20 protein-coding genes are annotated in these 17114 nt (G+C 71.1%); 9 read left to right on the forward strand and 11 right to left on the reverse strand.

Features of this window, described 5'->3' with window-relative positions; genetic code table 11:
* Positions 1 to 70: 70 nt before the first annotated feature.
* Entirely contained in the window at positions 71 to 970 is a 900-nt protein-coding gene (locus IJH84_RS21030) for a diiron oxygenase (protein ID WP_200073318.1), read from the reverse strand.
* A gap of 98 nt (positions 971 to 1068) precedes the next feature.
* Here IJH84_RS21030 and IJH84_RS21035 point away from each other — a divergent pair, with 98 nt between their 5' ends.
* Together IJH84_RS21035 and IJH84_RS21040 are read left to right on the forward strand one after the other, a co-directional pair.
* A complete protein-coding gene (locus IJH84_RS21035; protein WP_200073317.1) occupies positions 1069 to 1830 on the forward strand; it encodes a TetR/AcrR family transcriptional regulator in 762 nt (253 codons plus the stop codon).
* Positions 1831 to 1844: 14 nt separating this feature from the next.
* Positions 1845 to 2195, forward strand: a complete 351-nt coding sequence (locus IJH84_RS21040) for a DUF4873 domain-containing protein (protein WP_200073316.1) — start codon at positions 1845 to 1847, stop codon at positions 2193 to 2195.
* Positions 2196 to 2261: 66 nt separating this feature from the next.
* Here IJH84_RS21040 and IJH84_RS21045 read toward each other — a convergent pair whose 3' ends face one another.
* A complete protein-coding gene (locus tag IJH84_RS21045; RefSeq protein WP_200073315.1) occupies positions 2262 to 2489 on the reverse strand; it encodes a DUF3107 domain-containing protein in 228 nt (75 codons plus the stop codon).
* 156 nt (positions 2490 to 2645) lie between these two features.
* Positions 2646 to 3377 carry a ferritin-like fold-containing protein gene (locus IJH84_RS21050; RefSeq protein WP_295148010.1) on the reverse strand — a complete coding sequence of 244 codons (732 nt, stop codon included), beginning with the start codon at positions 3375 to 3377 and terminating at the stop codon, positions 2646 to 2648.
* A 409-nt stretch (positions 3378 to 3786) separates the two neighbouring features.
* Between IJH84_RS21050 and IJH84_RS21055 the strand changes: the two genes are divergently transcribed.
* The 3 genes from IJH84_RS21055 (at position 3787) to IJH84_RS21065 (ending at position 7182) form a co-directional block, all read left to right on the forward strand.
* Positions 3787 to 3909 (forward strand): hypothetical protein, encoded by a 123-nt coding sequence (locus IJH84_RS21055; protein WP_255520978.1) that lies wholly within the window; start codon positions 3787 to 3789, stop codon positions 3907 to 3909.
* 32 nt (positions 3910 to 3941) lie between these two features.
* Entirely contained in the window at positions 3942 to 5483 is a 1542-nt protein-coding gene (locus IJH84_RS21060; RefSeq protein ID WP_295148053.1) for a DEAD/DEAH box helicase, read from the forward strand.
* A 268-nt stretch (positions 5484 to 5751) separates the two neighbouring features.
* The gene (locus tag IJH84_RS21065) at positions 5752 to 7182 is read left to right on the forward strand and encodes a hypothetical protein (RefSeq protein ID WP_295148014.1); all 1431 of its coding nucleotides are present in this window, start codon (positions 5752 to 5754) and stop codon (positions 7180 to 7182) included.
* Between the two features lie 95 nt (positions 7183 to 7277).
* Here the strand turns inward: IJH84_RS21065 and IJH84_RS21070 are convergent, their stop codons facing one another.
* From IJH84_RS21070 to IJH84_RS21090, 5 genes are all read right to left on the reverse strand, one after another.
* On the reverse strand, positions 7278 to 7883 hold the full coding sequence (locus IJH84_RS21070) for a hypothetical protein (RefSeq protein ID WP_295148017.1): 606 nt from the start codon (positions 7881 to 7883) through the stop codon (positions 7278 to 7280).
* 17 nt (positions 7884 to 7900) lie between these two features.
* Complete coding sequence (locus tag IJH84_RS21075) at positions 7901 to 8749, reverse strand: PD-(D/E)XK nuclease family protein (protein ID WP_295148020.1); 849 nt, start codon at positions 8747 to 8749, stop codon at positions 7901 to 7903.
* A gap of 204 nt (positions 8750 to 8953) precedes the next feature.
* Complete coding sequence (locus IJH84_RS21080; protein WP_295148031.1) at positions 8954 to 9823, reverse strand: PHP domain-containing protein; 870 nt, start codon at positions 9821 to 9823, stop codon at positions 8954 to 8956.
* A 163-nt stretch (positions 9824 to 9986) separates the two neighbouring features.
* Positions 9987 to 10568 carry a PH domain-containing protein gene (locus tag IJH84_RS21085; protein ID WP_200073308.1) on the reverse strand — a complete coding sequence of 194 codons (582 nt, stop codon included), beginning with the start codon at positions 10566 to 10568 and terminating at the stop codon, positions 9987 to 9989.
* An 18-nt stretch (positions 10569 to 10586) separates the two neighbouring features.
* A complete protein-coding gene (locus IJH84_RS21090) occupies positions 10587 to 10748 on the reverse strand; it encodes a hypothetical protein (RefSeq protein ID WP_200073307.1) in 162 nt (53 codons plus the stop codon).
* Between the two features lie 145 nt (positions 10749 to 10893).
* Here IJH84_RS21090 and IJH84_RS21095 point away from each other — a divergent pair, with 145 nt between their 5' ends.
* The 4 genes from IJH84_RS21095 to IJH84_RS21110 all read left to right on the forward strand — a co-directional run bounded on the left by IJH84_RS21095 (position 10894) and on the right by IJH84_RS21110 (position 14030).
* The gene (locus IJH84_RS21095; RefSeq protein WP_295148035.1) at positions 10894 to 11331 is read left to right on the forward strand and encodes an NUDIX domain-containing protein; all 438 of its coding nucleotides are present in this window, start codon (positions 10894 to 10896) and stop codon (positions 11329 to 11331) included.
* A gap of 387 nt (positions 11332 to 11718) precedes the next feature.
* On the forward strand, positions 11719 to 12798 hold the full coding sequence (gene corA / locus IJH84_RS21100; RefSeq protein ID WP_295148038.1) for a magnesium/cobalt transporter CorA: 1080 nt from the start codon (positions 11719 to 11721) through the stop codon (positions 12796 to 12798).
* A 374-nt stretch (positions 12799 to 13172) separates the two neighbouring features.
* Positions 13173 to 13424: a hypothetical protein gene (locus IJH84_RS21105; protein ID WP_200073304.1), complete on the forward strand. Its 252-nt coding sequence runs from the start codon at positions 13173 to 13175 to the stop codon at positions 13422 to 13424.
* 141 nt (positions 13425 to 13565) lie between these two features.
* Positions 13566 to 14030 carry a CAP domain-containing protein gene (locus IJH84_RS21110; RefSeq protein ID WP_295148043.1) on the forward strand — a complete coding sequence of 155 codons (465 nt, stop codon included), beginning with the start codon at positions 13566 to 13568 and terminating at the stop codon, positions 14028 to 14030.
* Positions 14031 to 14040: 10 nt separating this feature from the next.
* Here IJH84_RS21110 and IJH84_RS21115 read toward each other — a convergent pair whose 3' ends face one another.
* From IJH84_RS21115 to IJH84_RS21125, 3 genes are all read right to left on the reverse strand, one after another.
* Entirely contained in the window at positions 14041 to 14565 is a 525-nt protein-coding gene (locus IJH84_RS21115) for a general stress protein (protein ID WP_200073302.1), read from the reverse strand.
* Positions 14566 to 14681: 116 nt separating this feature from the next.
* A complete protein-coding gene (locus IJH84_RS21120) occupies positions 14682 to 15701 on the reverse strand; it encodes a CPBP family intramembrane glutamic endopeptidase (protein ID WP_295148047.1) in 1020 nt (339 codons plus the stop codon).
* 17 nt (positions 15702 to 15718) lie between these two features.
* A partial coding sequence (locus IJH84_RS21125; protein WP_295148051.1) for a DUF3376 domain-containing protein occupies positions 15719 to 17114 on the reverse strand: 1396 nt, incomplete at its 5' end.

Consider the following 17114-nt stretch of genomic DNA (forward strand, 5'->3'; position numbering starts at 1 on the left):
CGCCGCCGGGCGCGGCGGCCGGATCGGGGCTGCACGGCCGCGGGTCGATGGCGCGGCCGCCGGGACGGGATCAGCGGATCAGGTGCGCCCGCTTCCACCAGCTCATTCCGGGCTTTCCGACCAGCCCGGCCTCGCCCAGGAAGCTCATGATCTTCTCCCCGCCCCAGTGCAGCGTCTCCTGGAAGTGCGGGTTCGCCCACGCGGCGGCGTGCCCGTCACGCGGGCGGATCCCGACGGACTTGTAGACCCGCGGGTTGATCAGGCTGAAGCAGACCGCGTAGGAGACGAACGCCGTCATGTACTGGTGGTAGGCCCGCTCGGCGGCGTTGCACTCGGCCATCCGCCTGGTGACCTCTTCGCGGGCGAAGGTGACGTGCCGGGCCTCCTCCAGCACGTGGATCCGGTTGACCATGCGCACCAGCGGTTGCACCTGCTCGTCGTACATCTGGTCGCGCTGGAAGCGGTCCAGGACCTCCTCGGCGACCAGGATCGAAGCGAACGCGGACGGCCCCTTCAGCAGGGCGGGCAGGATGCGGCCGCCCTGGCGCAGCAGCGGCACCGGCCCGTAGGCGGGCGCGCCGATGCGGTCCACCGCCTTGGCGAACATCGTGGAGTGCCTGCACTCGTCGGCGACTTCGGTCAGCGCGTACTGGGCGTGGCTGGTGCGCGGATCGGAGTTGTAGAACTCCTTGAGCAGCATCTGCATCAGCAGCACCTCGAACCAGAGGCCGTTCGAGGCGATGCTGGCGAACTCGTGCTTGGTCAGTTCGACGCGCTGCTGCTCGTCGAGCCGATCCCACAGGTGCGTGCCGTAGAGGCTGCAGCGCTTGAACGGGATGTACGGCGCGTCCTCGGCCAGGGGCGCGTCCCAGTCGATGTCCACGTCGGGGTCGTAGCTGTTCTTCGCCGACGACTTCAGCAGCCGGGCAGCGGTCTTCTCCCGGTCGTTGACCTGCAAGGTCCTGGTCATGGAAGTGCTCCTGTTCCGGTCGCGGGGTCTGCCGGTCGCGGTCGGTCGCCGCCCCGCGGCGTTGCATGTTACTTCGAGTAACAGCTAACTTGGGTAGCGTGAGCCAACGCACCCGGCCTGTCAAGGCCGCCTCCGAAGAGCCCGACCGCGGCGACGCCCGCCGCGAGCGCTGGCGCGAACACCGCCAGGCCCGGCGCGCCGAGTTCGTCGAGGCCACCGTCCGCGCCATCGCCGAGCACGGCGCCGAAGTCGGCATGGACGACATCGCCGCCACGGCCGGGGTCAGCAAACCCGTGCTGTACCGGCACTTCCACGACAAGAGCGACCTGTACCTGGCCGTCGGGCAGTGGGGCACCGAGCTGCTGATGCGCCGCCTCACGCCCGAACTCGCCAGGGACGGCAGCCCGAACCAGCGGATCCGGCGGCTGATCAGCACCTACCTCGGTGTGATCGAGCAGTACCCGGACCTGTACCGGTTCGTCGTGCGGCGCACCTTCGCCGACAAGCCGGTGCGCGACGACCCGGTCCTCGCGGAGAAGACCGAGATCGCCAATTCGCTCTCGCGGCTGCTCGGGCAGTACATGCGCGCGCTCGGGCTGGACTCCGGCGGCGTGGAGGCGTGGAGCCACGGGCTGGTCGGCATGGTGCAGGCCAGCGGTGACTGGTGGCTCGAACGGCAGTCGATGAGCCGGGAGGACCTCACCGGCTACCTGTCGCGGATCATCTGGCACGCCATCGACGGCGTGCTGCGCTCCGGCGGGATCGTGATCGACCCGGACGAGCCGCTGGAGCTGGTGGAGCTGGACACCCAGCTGCACCTGGTCGAGGACGAGGACGACGACCGCAACACCGGAAGTTGAGATCAGGAGCAGCCGTGACCGAGCTTACCGAGCCCGCCCAGCAGCGAACCGACCAGCAGCAGGCCGACCACGACGACGAGGACTACCGGGGCGCTGCGGTGATCTTCACCGCGGAGCGCGAGGTGGCGGTGGAAGTGGTGCTGCGCGGGCACTTCCAGCCCATCGACGGCCGCTTCCACTGGTACGGGCGACTGTCCGCGGACGAGGGCGTCACCGAACTCGCGGGCGGGCGCAAGACGGACGTGGTGCTGCGGACCAGGCAAGGCCAGGCGGTGGGCACGCTGTCCGACCCGGACCCGTGGAACCGGTTCCGGATCTCGGGGCTCGGCAAGCCCCCGTTCGAGATCCCGGATTCGGCGGACTGAACCGCCTGGGCGCAACGAGCCCGAAAAGCACCGTGCCCCCACTCGCGAGTGGGGGCACGGTCTTGCTCACTGGACGCCGAAACCGACCCGCTGCGACTCGGCGGGACCGATCTCGACGTAGGCCAGCTTGGCCGACGGCACCAGGTAGCGGCGCCCCTTCTGATCGGCCAGCGCCAGCACCCCGTCGGACGTCTTCAGCGCGTCGGCGACCAGCGACTCGACCTCGGCCTGGGACTGACCGCTGGCGACGGTGAGCTCGCGCGGGCTGTCCACGACGCCGATCTTGACCTCCACGCTTGACCTCCGTAGCTCGCTGCTGATGGTTACGCCACGAAAGGCTATCCCAGGCCCGCCCGACCGGGCCTGCACCCGGGGCGAACAGGCGTTACGCCCGGCGAGCGAGCGCTCTACACCGACCGCGTACGCAGAACCAGCTCGAAGACAGGCACTTCAGCCCAGGCCGAGGCGGGACATCCGCTTGGTGTGGTTGTTCTGCAACCGGCGGAACAGCGTGGCGATACCGGTGAGGTCGCCGGAGCCGGTAATGATCAACTCGGCCAGCGCGTCCCGCTCGGCGACCACCCGCTGCGCCTGCGTGACCGCCTCGCCCAGCAGCCTCCTGCCCCACAAGGTCAGCTTGTCCCGCAGCGAGCGGTCGTGCTCGCAGGCGGCCAGCACCTCCCGCTCGGCGAACGCGGAATGCCCGGTGTCGGCGAGCACGGTCAGCACCAGCTCGCGGGTGGACGGGTCCAGCCACTCCGCGACCTCGCGGTAGAAGTCCGCAGCGAGCCCGTCGCCGACGTACGCCTTGACCAGCGACTCCAGCCAGGAGTGCGGAGCGGTGGAGGCGTTGAACTCGTCGAACGGTTCGACGAACGGGCGCATCACCTCGGCGGTCACCACACCGCGGCGCGCCAGCGTCTCGTCCAGCATCCGGTAGTGCCCGATCTCGGCCGCGGCCATGCTGGCCAGCGCCGCCCGCCCGGACAGCGTGGGCGCCGTGCGGGCGTCTTCGGCCAGCCGGTCGAACGCGGACAGCTCGCCGTAGGCGAGGGCGGCCAGCAGGTCGACGACCCCCTCGGAGTACTTGGGTTCGGCCGGGTCGGCGTCGGAATCGGTCTCCGCGGCGGCCACGTCGGCCGCATTCTGGGTGGAGGCATAGGCCGAGCGGGGATCAGTCATACCCCGAAGCCTAAGCGCTCGTCGCCACCGGTTGTGGATCGGTGGCGCGGCGCCGAGCGGGCCCGACCGCGCGCGTCGGCCCGCCGGACGTGGTGGCCACCGGCACGTTGCCGACCGGGAACGCGGTGGTACCAGGTATCCTGGCGGTCGCAGAAGCCAATAGGCATCAGGCAACCGGCAGCGGACCCCTCTCCTCGCACGGAGTCGCAGGCTTTCGCCAAGCGGGCCACGGTCCCACCCCGTGCAGCAGCCGGTCGCCCGGAGACGGACAAGTGCGGGAGTCCCCGGGCGTTACCTGTGCCGGATAGACCGGCGGCAGGGGGCGCGGAGCGAGTTCCGCGCCGTGATGCCGACCGAAACCAGCAGCGGGACCACCGCTGATCGAACAGGGGCGCGCACCATCACATCGGTGACCACGAGCACGAGGAACGCGATAGTCGCGACCGGCCGCGCAGTGGACGCGGCCACCGTGCCGGAGGGCGTCGCCGCCATGCCGGCCGAACCGGCCGGGCGAGAGCGCGCCGGTATTTGAGAGAGGCGATCACTCTGACCCTCAACAACGAACTGGCCGAACAGGCCACCGACGAACCGTCGACCCAGCACGGCACCGAGGACGCGCACGCTTTCGAGCACAGCGAGACCGGCGCCCCCGACGAGGAGGCCGCGCCGCTGCACGCGGAGAGCAGCGCCCCCGACACCCCGACCTTCGCCGAGCTGGACGTGCACCCGGAGATCGTGCGCGCGCTGGGCGAGGCGAACATCGAGCACACCTTCGCGATCCAGGAACTGACGCTGCCGCTGGCACTGCGCGGCGAAGACCTGATCGGGCAGGCCCGCACCGGCACCGGCAAGACGCTCGGCTTCGGCGTCCCGCTGCTGCAGCGGCTGCAGGTGCCCGGCGACGGGACTCCGCAGGCGCTGGTCGTGGTGCCGACGCGCGAGCTGTGCGTGCAGGTGGCGCGGGACCTCACCGACGCGGGCAAGCACCTGGGCATCCGCACCCTCGCGGTCTACGGCGGGCGGCCGTACGAGCAGCAGATCGAGGGCCTCAAGGCGGGCGTCGACCTGGTCATCGGCACTCCCGGCCGGTTGCTGGACCTCGCCGAGCAGCAGCAGCTGGTGCTGGGCAAGGTCAACGGGCTGGTGCTGGACGAGGCCGACGAGATGCTCGACCTCGGCTTCCTGCCGGACATCGAGCGGATCCTGCACATGGTGCCGGAGCAGCGCCAGACGATGCTGTTCTCGGCGACCATGCCGGGCCCGATCCTCACGCTCGCTCGCACGTTCCTGAACAAGCCGACGCACATCCGCGCCGAGCAGGCCGACGCGGGCGCCATCCACGAGCGCACCAAGCAGTTCGTCTACCGCGCGCACGCGATGGACAAGACCGAGCTGCTCGCCCGGGCGCTGCAAGCCGAGGACCGCGGGCTCACGATGATCTTCACGCGGACCAAGCGGACCGCGCAGAAGCTCTCCGACGAGCTGGTCGAGCGCGGGTTCGCGGCCGCGTCGGTGCACGGCGACCTCGGGCAGGGCGCCCGCGAGCAGGCGCTGCGGGCGTTCCGCTCCGGCAAGGTCGACACGCTGGTCGCCACCGACGTCGCCGCCCGCGGCATCGACGTGGCCGCGGTGACGCACGTGGTCAACCTGCAGTGCCCGGACGACGAGAAGACCTACGTGCACCGCATCGGCCGCACCGGCCGCGCCGGGCGCGAGGGCGTGGCGATCACGCTGGTCGACTGGGACGAGGAATCCCGCTGGAAGCTGATCAGCGACACGCTCGGCCTGGACAAGCCGGAGCCGGTGGAGACCTACTCGACCTCGGCGCACCTCTACGCCGACCTGGGCATCCCCACGGACGCGAGCGGGCGGCTGCCGCTGTCCAAGCGCACCCGCGACGGCCTGGCGGCCGAGCCGGACGAGGACGCCAAGCGCAAGCGCAAACCGCGCAGGCGCACCCGCGGCGGCTTGAGCGTCGAAACCGGCAGCCAGCCCGCCGAATCCGGCGGTGACGCCGAGAAGACCGCTGGCCCGCGCAAGCGGCGGCGCAGGCGCCGCGGCGGTGGCGGCGGTTCGGCGGGCAACACCGACTCCGCCGCGGAATGACCCGACGGTGCGCCGCGTCGTCTCGCTGAGACCGGTCCGCCGGTAGGCGCTGACGACACGGCGCCGCGAGGTGTCATCGCCCGCCCATCCCGGCCGGCCGCGAACGGCCGATCCTGCGGCGGGCGCTTGGCCGAGCGGACCGACCGGGTGGCTAGGCTCGGCGGGCGAGCACCGAGATGCGGGCCCGATCGCCGGAATGCGGCCCGGTCACCGGGATTCGGCCCAGTCACCGGACTACAGCCCAGTCACCGGAACTACAGGGAGTGCAGTGGTACGGCCGGAACGGCGGACGCGGTCCGACCTCGTCGCGGTGGCGCTGATCCTGGTGGCGGTGGTCGTCGCAGGCCTGGTCGTGTGGCTGCGCAGCGACGCCCGCGCCACCGACTCCGAACCCGCCCAGCGCTCCATCCAGCGCGCCGCCGAGCCCGCGGAGGTTCCCGCCGCGCTGCGCGAAGCCTGGCGCGCCCCGAGCGCGGCAACCCCACAACCGGTGGTCGCCGGTCCCGCAGCGGTCAGCGCCGAAGGCGGCGAGGTGCTCGGCCACGACCCCGCCACCGGTGCGGTCCGCTGGCGCTACGCGCGGGACCTGCCGCTGTGCACGGTCGGGTCCGAGTGGAACCGGGCGATCGCGGTGTACCGCAAGGAAGCCAACTGCAGCGAGGTCAGCACGTTGCAGGGCAGCACCGGGGTGCGCGGACCCGCCCGCAACTCCGATGCCGAGTTCGGCACCCGGCTGCTCAGCGACGGCACCTACGTCACCGCAACCGGGCAGCGGGTGCTCGGCACCTGGCGTTCCGACCTGGTGCGGACTCAGCAGTACGGGATCATGCCCGCGCTGAAGAACGCCAACAACAACATCCGCCGCCCGGACTGCAGCTACCCCTCCACCGCCGTCGGCAACGGCCGCATCGCGGTGATCGAGGACTGCCCGACCGACGTGCACAAGCGGCTGACCGTGCTCAAGGCGCACCCGCAGGACAACGAGCAGCCGGAGGAGGTCTTCAGCACCGTCCTCGGCGGCTCCGAGGCCACGGCGGTGTCGGTCACCGGGAACCGGACCGCGGTGTTCCTGCGCGACACCGGGCAGCTCGTGGTCTACAACAACGCCACCGGCAGCGTGCAGTCCCAGTTCCCGATGCCTGCGGGCGCTCCCGTCCCCGCGGACGGGGTGGAGCCGGTGTCGCCGGACAAGGTGTGGACGGTCGCCGTGCGCCCGGACGTGCCGCAGCGGGAGCGGACCGCGCGAGCGCTCGCGGCCGCGTTGAGCCGCTTCGACCCGCGGATCACCGAGCAGTCCGTGCTCGCCGGGCTGACCGCCGCCACTCCGGAACAGCCGTACCGGGTGAGCACGCTGAACGACGAGCAGTACGAGCAGGTCGAGGACAAGGTGCGCGGCATCGGCGGGGCTTCGGTCAGCGGGATGCGGTACTGGCACACCGGGACCGGCACGGTCGCGTTGGACTCGGCCACGCTCGAACCGCTGTGGACGGTCCCGGACACGCTCGGTCCGGGTGCGCTGTTCGGTGGCAAGCTGCTCGTGCCCGTCCGCGACGGGCTCGCCGTGGTGGATCGCAACACCGGGGCCCGCGAGCGGACGATCCCGATCGACCGGCAGGGCTGGCAAGGCCCGGTGCGCGTCGACTCGGTTGGTTCAACGCTGCTCGAACAGCGGGGTCCCACACTCGTCGCACTGCGCTGAGCAGTCCGCGGGCCGAGCAGTCCCCGGGCTGAGCGGCATCCGGGCTGAGCGGCACCCGGCACGCAGCTCCAGCGGCCGCGCCAACTCGCGCAGCCCTACAGCCACCACGAGAACCACAGGGACCCGAGCACCACCAGCAGCACGCCGGAGATCGCCGCAGCACCGGTCCGATCGCGCCTGTGGTCACCCACGGCCTGCAAGAACACCGCGACCACGCCGCCGATCACGTGGCCGCTGATCGTCCCGATGCCCGGGCCGGTCCAGCCGTGCTGACCCGCCCAGATCTGCATTCCGATCAGGCTCAGCGCCAGCACCACGAAGCCGTAGGCCAGCGATCCGCTGATGCCGCGCAGGAACGTCCCGAACCGGGTCGGCCGGGCGACCGGAGCGCGGCGGGCGTGCTTGGGCTCGTCGTCCGGCGGTTGCGGCGGAGGCGGGCTCTGCGGCTCCGCGGGGGCGGTTTCCCGGCGAGTCGCCGCGAGCCGCGGCTGTTCCGGCGGCGTTTCCGGTGCGGATGGCTGAGCGGGCTGCTGCGACGCGGATCCCACGCGCCTGGGGCGCGGACTCACGGCGCGTTCCGGCCAGGTGCCCACCTTGCCGCCCTCGGGCCGGCGGGCCTGGTGCAGCGCCTGCGGCGCCCGGCGGTGCTTACCACCGAAGTCGCCGGTCGCCGGGTTCCCCGGCCGTCCGCTCGGTTCCATCTGGTTCCCCTGGTCCGTCACTCGGCCAACCCGGCCCACGGTGTCGCCGCGGATGCCGCCTGCTGCCCTTCCGGGCAGTGCGCCCGGAAATCGCACCAGGAGCACTGCCTACCGGGTCTCGGCGGGAAGGTGTCCGCTCCGCGGTGCCCGGCCTCGAACGCGCCGGAGGCCGCGTCGAGTTCCCCGGCCCGCTGCTGAGCCCATTCCACGTGCCGCCCGAGAGACTCCTCGCTGTGCTGCCAAGCCGCCACCGACCCGGTCGGCAGGTGGTGCAACTCCACTCGCCCGGTGGGCGCGCGCAGCGTCTTGCGCGCTGCGGTCGCGTACAGGGCCAGCGCGGGCGAATCGCGCGCGTCGGCCTCGGTGAGCTGCCTGCGGCCGGTCTTGTAGTCGACGACGACGAGCTCGCCGTCCCTGCGGTCGATCCGGTCCACCCGGCCCTCGGCGATGATCGTGCCGGTCGCGGCGGAGACCCATCGCTCCACCGCCACCGGCGCGGCGTCGGTTCGCTCGGCGTAGCCGGAGACCCAGTGCTGCGCCCGCTCGCGGTAGTCGGCGGCCTGCGCGGCATCGGCGAAGCCGTCGTTCTTCCAGCACTTGCGCACCAGCGCAGCCGCCCGTTCCGGGCTGCGCTGCTGCGCGGGCAGGTCGAAGAAGATCCGCAACGCGTTGTGCACGGCAGCGCCGAGCGTGCTGGCGGCCTTAGCGCCCGCGCGTGGCGGCGCGGGCCGGTCCAGATAAGCCATCCGGAACTTGCGGGGGCAACTCGCCCAGGTCGCCAGCTTCGCCGGGGTGACCCGGACTAGCTTGCTGGGAATGCCTTCGAGGCCGAGCTGGTCCTGCACGTGCCCCACATTACGCAGCATTGCCGCGATGCCGGGATTCCCCCCGTGACGCGCGAAAAACTCACTCGGTCGGCCCGTTCGGCGGTACCGGTACGGCCGAACACGCCTTTCTGGCGTCGTTCGCACTGCGCCATTCGGCGCAACCGTCCGACTACCGTTTCTGCAGGAGCCGACGAAACCCGGGGCAAGCGTCTCGGAGCGCGGAACGAGCTCCGAGACCAGCCCTCAGAACGAGTGGCCGAAGATTCGGCTTCCGGTGCACTTGGCGGCCAGGCGCTCCAGCGATTCCGGCGCGGTCGTCTCCTGCCCGATCCGGATCGTCTTGTTCGTGCCGTGGTAGTCGCTGCTCCCGGTCGGCACCAGGTCCAGCTCCGCCGCGAGACCGCGCAGCTGCGCCCGCGTCGGCTCGTCCTGATCCGGATGATCGACTTCCACGCCGGTCAACCCGTGCGCGGCCAGCTCGCCGACCATCTCGGCGTTGATCACCGGCCCGCGCGCCCGCGCGAACGGGTGCGCCAGCACGGTGGCTCCGCCCGCTTCGCGGATCATCTCGATCGCACGCAGCACCGGCGTATCGGTGCGCGGCAGGTAGTACCGGCCGCCACTGCCGAGGTACCGCGCGAACGCCTCGTCCACGCTGCCCGCCATGTCCGCGCGCACCAGCGCCCGAGCCAGGTGCGGCCGCCCGCCCGGGGAGTCCGGCGGCAACCCGGCCATCAGCTCGTCGGGGTCGACGGGGAAGCCGTCGTCGGCCATCCGCCGGGCCATCTGGTGGAGCCGGGACCGGCGTTCCGCCCGCAACCTGGCCTGTTCCTGCTGCAGCGCCGGTGATTTCGGGTCGAACAGGTAGGCCAGCAGGTGCACCGTCACCGCCCGGCCGTTGCCGTCCGGGCAGGTGCAGGACAGCTCCGCACCCGGCACCACCCGCAGCCGCGTGCCCGCCACCGCGTCCGCCGCTTCGTCCCACCCGGCGGTCGTGTCGTGATCGGTGAGCGCGATGACGTCCAGTCCGGCGGCGAGCGCGCACGCGACCAGCTCCGCCGGCGTGTCGGTGCCGTCGGACTCGGTGGAGTGGGTGTGCAGGTCGATGCGCACGCTTGGCCTTTCCGCTCGGGAGCCCGGCTACGGGAATCGTGGGAACACTTCCCGTCCCAGTCTCGCCGATGGCTCCACCGCACCGGGCCGCAGCCCTCGCCCTCGGGGTCCGCGCACGCGAAACCGGGGCCGCGGGAAACCCGCGGCCCCGGTGGGGCACGACTCAGCTGGGGAGTTTGGCCTTGCGCTTGCCGACCGCGGCGCGGCGGGCTTTGAGCATCGAGAACCGCTCCTGCTGCGCCTTCTTCTCCCCGAACACCAGGTAGGAGATCGCGTCCTCCACCTCGTCCGGGTTCGGCACGTAGCTGATCCGGTTGAGCGCCTGGATCTGACCGGCCGACTCGACCACCAGCGTGCCGTAGCCGAACATGCGCCCGGCCAGCGAGCGCTGGAACGTCAGGTCGGTGACCTTGCCGATCGGCATCATCGCCACGTTGGTGGTGAAGATCCCCTCGGCGATCAGGAAGCGCTTGTCGGTGACGACGATCCGCTCCACGTACCAGTCCAGGACCTGGTAGGTGAACCGCAGCAGCACGACCAGGCCCAGGTACCAGAGGACGTTGATCGGGATGCGCATCTCCGGCGAGCCGTCCTGCGGGAACAGCCCGGAGACCAGCACCAGACCGATGAGCAGCCCGACCGCCTCGAACAGTTCCCAGACCAAGCTGGCCCAGTGCCTGCGGAGCCGGATGACCCGTCGCTCGGTTTCGAGCAGGTACTCGTCGGGATCTCTCGGCGCGAACACGTCAACCGCCTCTCAGCGCTACACGAAGACGTTCTGCATGAACAGGATGACCGACTCCGCGGCTCCCTGGAGGCTGCCGCCGACCCCCTTCACCACGCCACCGGCCTGCGTTGGGGCGGCGAACAGGAAATAGAGGAGGAAGGCGACCCCGGCCCATGTCAGGATCTTTTTGACGTTCACTGCGATGCACCCCGTCCGAAACTGCCTGTGATCAAAGTGGCGCCTGCCGATCTGTTGTACCGCACTCGGCGCCGCTAGGGCAGCCATGTACCGCGCTTGGGGCAGCGGAAGACCGCTCGGCGCGGATCAGCTACCGTCCGTGTCGGTGATCGTAGCGAAAGAGCCCTACATCCGTTGCGTGGGAGCCGTGGTGCACGCCGCGGACGGACGATTGTTGCTGGTACAGCGGGCGAACGAGCCCGCGCGGGGGAAGTGGTCGCTGCCGGGTGGGCGCGTGGAGAGCGGAGAAACCGATCATTCGGCGGTACGGCGCGAGGTCGCCGAGGAAACCGGACTCTCCGTGATCGTCGGTGCGCTGCTCGGGCGCGTGGTCCGGCCCGGCCGCGGTGCCGGCTACGAGATCTTCGACTACGCCTGCCGAACCGGCGAGACCGCTCTTTTCCCTGGTGACGACGCTGCCGACGCGATGTGGGCGGATGGTGCGACGTTCGCCACAATGCGCGCCGACGGGCTGCTGACCGAAGGTCTGGCGGACGCGTTGCGGTCTTGGAGCAGCCTTCCGCGGGAGATCCCTCCCGAGTGATCTCGGCATTTCCGGCATTTCGTCGAACCGTGATCGTGATCTGCGATTTTCACCCGTTTCGCCGTGCCGGGGGCGTGTCGTATCGCACCGCTTACCACCCCCGACCGCTCGATCGACACCGGGTATGGTGAGTCGCTGGCCGGTGCGAGCAAGCGGCGACCGGCCGATCCCCGGCAGGAGTCCACGGCCAGGAGGAGGTGAGGGATCGTGAGCGGCAGTGCCGATAGCGCGCTTCCGAGTAGTACCAACCGCATCCCCGCCTGGGAGGCCATCCGAGACTAGGCCGGTTCCAGGCGCCGGACCCAGGGGTCGCAGGCGCCGGCGGGGATGCGCGATCCGGGATGTGATCTCGCCCAGGCCCGAACCCCCGCCGTTGGAGGTCCCGCCGTGCCCAGCCTGCCTTCGCTCGTCCGGCGCAATCGCGGTGCGCGCAACCACCGCCGCACCCCTGCGGCTCCGGTCGCCGAGTCGGCCTACATGGTCGACTGCGGCGTCTACGTCGACGGCGCCCGGTTGCCCGGGAACTGGACGCACGCCGCGGCGATCGAGGAAGTCCGCAGGCGCGACTCCGGTTTCGTCTGGATCGGGCTGCACGAACCGGACGAAACCCAGCTGGGCGTGCTCGCCGAGACCTTCGGCCTGCACGAGCTCGCGGTCGAGGACGCGGTGCACGCGCATCAGCGCCCGAAGCTGGAGCGCTACGACAGCACGCTGTTCATGGTGCTCAAGACCGTCCGCTACATCGCGAACGAGAAGCTGACCGCGAACAGCGAGATCGTCGAGAGCGGCGAGCTGATGGCCTTCGTCGGCCGCGACTTCGTGATCACCGTGCGGCACGGCAAGCACGCCGGGCTCGCGGCCGTCCGCAAGCAGCTGGAGGCCGATCCGGAGCAGCTCGCGCTGGGTCCGGCAGCGGTGCTGCACGGCATCTCGGACTACGTGGTGGACAGCTACCTGGAGGTCACCGAGGCCATCCAGGACGACATCGACGAGATGGAAGCCGCGGTGTTCGCGCCCCGCACCAAGATCGAGGCCGAGCAGATCTACCTGATGAAGCGCGAGGTCATGGAGCTGCGGCGGGCGGTGATGCCGCTGGCGAAACCGCTGCAGCGGCTGGCCGAGGGCTACACCCCGGCGGTGCCGGAGCAGGTGCGCTCGTACTTCCGCAACGTCGAGGACCACCTGACCACGGTCTCCGAGCGGGTCGCGTCCTTCGACGAGCTGCTGACCACGCTGGTCGACGCCACGCTGGCCAAGATCACGCTGCAGCAGAACACCGACATGCGCAAGATCTCCGCGTGGGTCGCGATCATCTCCACGCCGACGATGATCGCCGGGATCTACGGGATGAACTTCGAAACCATGCCCGAGCTGCAGTGGGCTTTCGGCTATCCGGTGACGCTGCTGGTCATGATGATCGCCTGCGTGGTGCTGTTCAAGATCTTCCGCAGGAACAGGTGGTTGTGACCGTGTGTTGTAACGTGTTGAGCCGTCCGTGCGATGTACTGGACGGTGCCGCACCACCTCAGGTGCGCACGGTCATCGGAAATGCACAGCCGTCGGGTGCGCCATGAGGGGCACCCGGTCATGAGACGGACGCAGTCCCCGGGTGCGCACGGTCCCGATCTTCATCGATCAACCGCCGCTGGGCGCCCTGCCGAGATTCCCCCGCCGTGCCGTTGGGAGGTAGCCGTGTCGATCACTTCGCGCGTCAATGGGCCGCGCCGGGACGCGATGGGATCGCGTGCGTTCGCCCGCCGCCGGCTGCCGCTGGGCGGCTCCGGCAAGGCGCGCCCCGGTCGAAGTCCCGTGCCGCGCCGGGTCCGAAAACCCGGCGCGATGTGGGACGCGACGCCCGTTTTCGCCGCGCACGCCCGAGCTGCGCGCGCCTGAGCCGCGCACGCCGGGATCGCGCTGATCCCGCGGCGGCAGCGCCCCACATCGTGAGCCGCAAGTTCGATTCGATCGTCTCGCTCACGCTGCCGGGAGGCACCGTCATGACTCGTCTCGCCACCAACAAGCTGACCCTGCTGTTCGCGCTGATCATGGGCTGGATCTTTACCCTGTTCGTGATCATCTCGCAGCAGCTCTGAGGGCCCACGACGCGGCCGGAGTCCGTCCGGGTGAGCCGTCCCGCCTGCCCGGCTCACCCGTTGCGCGGACGCCGCCGGTCGGCGCGCTGATTCCGGGTTAGAAACCCCGCACCGAAACTCGCTGCGCAAGGAGTGGTGCGGATGTTCGTCCCCAAGCGTCCCGGCGGCGCCCTGCTCGCGCCCGTGCTGATCGTCCTGTGCACGGCCGCGCCCGCGCAGGCGCACCCGCGGATTCCTGCGGATGCCCGGATCGTCGAGCTCACCAACCAGGCCAGGGCGGCGGCGGGCTGCGGCCCGCTCGTCCCCGACCCGCGGCTGATGGGCACGGCAGGCGATCACGCCGGTGACATGGCCGGGCACGACTACTTCGCGCATTCCCGGCCGTTGAGCCGACTGCTGCACCTGCTGCCCGGAGCCGGGCGGGTCGGCGAGAACATCGCCGCGGGCCGCGGGGCCGCGGACAGCACGTTCCAGCAGTGGATGAACAGCCCCGGCCATCGCGCGAACATCGAGGACTGCGCCTACACCAGCATCGGCGTCGGCCACGGCTACTCGCCGCACAGCCGCTACGGCCACTACTGGGTCCAGCAGTTCGCAGGCCCCTGACCCCGCCGCGCTACTGCGAAGGTTGCGGGCGCATCGCCAGCCGGGCCAGCAGGTTGCGGCCCTGTTCGGCGTGCCGGGGTTGGGCGAGCACGTCGTAGCGGCCTGCGACGAGCTGGCTGGCGGAGGAGAAGTCGCGGCGGCCGCGCATCGAGGCGTAACCGGCGGCGGCGAACACCAGCCCCACCAGCACACCGCCGCCCAGCCCCACCAGCACGGAGCCGAGCAGGTTGCCGCCGGAGGTGGCCGACCAGGCCACCAGCAGCCCGAAGAACAACCCGATCCACGCGCCGGAGGCCGCGCCGCTGCTGAGCACCCGCGTCCAGTTCAGCCGCCCGGTGATCCGTTCGACCAGCATCAGGTCCACGCCGACGATCGTGACGTCCTGCACCGGGAAATCGCTCTGCACCAGGTGGTCGACCGCGCGCTGCGCTTCTTCGTAGGTGCCGTAGGAACCGATCGGCCACCCCGTGGGCGGGGTCGGCATGTTCGGTGAACCCGGCGCCGACCGGGCCGGGCCGGAAAACGGGTAGGACACCGCTGACACCTCCGTGGAGCGCACAACCTGCCGGGACGCGGAGACGCCGGTCGTCCGCAGGGGTTCTGCCACCGACCGTTTCGTGCCCCGTTGTCCCTTGACCCCAGGCTACCCGGTCACCCCGGGGTGGAGATCGACTCGGGGCGTGGTGCCCGCAACGACCACGGTCCGATCGGCGCGCGCCCGCCGGTGACCGTGCGCAGTGCGCGGCCGGCCGCCTTCCGGTCGGTCCACCAGGAGTAGCCGAGCACGGCGAGGATGAACGGAACCACGTCGCCGACGGCGAAGTCGCCCGCCTGCTCGATGCCGGGCACCCCGGAGAGGCCGCCGACCAGCAGGCTCAGCGAGTTGTTCGCCACGTGCAGGCCGATCGCGGCCTCCAGTCCGCCGGTGCGCACGGTCAGCCAGCACATCGCGCCCGCCATCACCAGCAACTCGCACCACACCAGCGGGTCGGTGTAGCCGTGCCCGCCGAGGAACAGCACGGAGGTGAGCACGATCGCCGGCCACGGCGTGCGGAACCAGGCGGTGAAGGTCTGCAGCAGGAAACCGCGGAAGACGAACTCCTCGGCGGCGCTTTGGAACGGGACCAGTAGCAGCGCCAGGATCGCCACCCGCGCGTAGGCCCACCAGCCGGGGAAGCCGGGCCCGGTGGGCGTGCCGGTGATCCAGCTGATCAGCCCGGCAACGCCGAACGCCACCGCGAGCACGAGCGCGGCGCGCAGCAGGCACTCGCCCAGCCACGGCCACCGCAACCGGCCTTCCACCCCGGCGAGTTCGCCCATCGGCCGCTGCTGCACCCACTTCGTGGTCAGCAGCACCGGCGGAAGCAGTGCGACCAACGCGCCGAACGACACCACCAGCAGCACGAAATCGTCCTGCAGGACCTTGTCGATGACCGCGGGGTCGGCCAGCAGGATCGCCGCGTGCGTCTGCTCGAAGCCGAGCGGGAACAGCGTGAACAGCACGAGCAAGGTCATCGCCGCGATCAGCGCGACGAAGGCGAACAGCACCGCCACGAGCAGCGCGACCAACGGCCGCCACCAGGTGTGCGCGGTGTTGCGCGCGAGCAGGTGGTACGGGGTGCCGGGGGCGGCCGAGGGCCGCACGGTCTGCTGCTGCGAGAAAGCGCTCACGCCGATGATCGTAATGGTCAGGACTCCGCCGCCGGGGTCGGCGCGCTCGCCCGGACGTCGGCGGGCGGCGTGCTTTCGCCTTCGGAGCGTTCCGGCCGTGGGCGGGGACGCAGCAGGTCGGCACTGGACAGCAGCACCATCTGCGCGTAGGCCGCGACGAGCGTGGTCGGCAGCAGCCAGCCGGTATCACCGAACCTCGGGATCACCACCAGCACCGCCACCGCGAAAACGGCCGCCGACAACACCGCAGCCAGCAACCGGCCGGAGGCGCGGTACCCCAACGCGGCAAGCCAGGTCAGCACTACGGCAACCCCGGCCACACCGGTCGGCCCGAGCCGGAAACCGGCGTTCGCCGCCCACAGCAACACCGCCACCAACGCCGCTGCGACGAAGCAGGCGGGAACCCAGCGGCCGAGGCCGTGCCCGTGGCTCATCAGCCGGTAGCCGAGCCACAGCGCGAATACCGCCGCTAGCAGGAACGCCACCGCGGAAACCGCGGTGAGCTGGAACGGGGCGAAGCCGAACGGTGCGTGGACGTAGCCCCGGCCCGGGAGGATCGCGCAACCTGGCGAGGATCGCAGCGGTAGGGGCGAGCAGTGTCCGGCAACGCCCGGAACCGCTCCGCCGATCCCGGTCAAGCCCACCGCGCCCGCGCCCAGGAACGCCACCAGCGCGGCCCTGCGGGGTGCGGCGATCGCCAGCACCACGGCCATCAGGAGCGGTTTGACCAGCGTCATCGCCCACCGGCCGAGGAACCGCAGCACTCCGGTGCTACCCGGGCGCACGGCGCGGTAGGCGATGAGGCCGGAACGGATCGCGATCGAGGCCGTCCGGCGCTCGCCCAGATCGCCGACCCGTTGGCGGCCCACGGCGTACCGCCGCACGTCGTTGCCGAGCCGCTGCGGCTCCGGCACGTCCGGTTCCTGCGGCTCACCCGGATCGGCGCCGGTTGCGACGGTGCCGACGAACGGCAGCTCGCGCGCGGCGATGGTCCAGTGCAGCCGTTCGTTGACCAGCGCCTTGGTGGAGGTCAGGGCGTGCTCCTGGTCCGGGGCGTCGAACAGCGCGGTCAGCTCGGCGCGGACCTGATCGGCGTGCTTGCTCCACAACTCGCCGAGGAAGTCCCGCCAGCCCTCGGATTCCGCAGCCTCGCCGAGCTCCTGGCGGGTCGGCGTGGTGACGATCGCGCGGAACCGCTCGGCCAGGCCGCTGGCGCCGAGGTCGGCGTTGTGCCGCACCAGCCGTTGCGGTGCCACCAGCAGCTCGGTCAGCGCGGATGCGGCGTCCAGTCGGCCCCACATCCAGTCGTTGGCCCGCCAGCGCGCGGACAGGAACGCGCCGAAGTTGCCGAGGTCCCCGCCGCGCACCTTGTCCGCCACGCGCAACTCGCTCGCGTCGCCGCGCGCGAGCGCC

This window comes from Saccharopolyspora sp. (assembly GCF_017434145.1).
Taxonomy (GTDB): Bacteria; Actinomycetota; Actinomycetes; order Mycobacteriales; family Pseudonocardiaceae; genus Saccharopolyspora_C; species Saccharopolyspora_C galaxeae.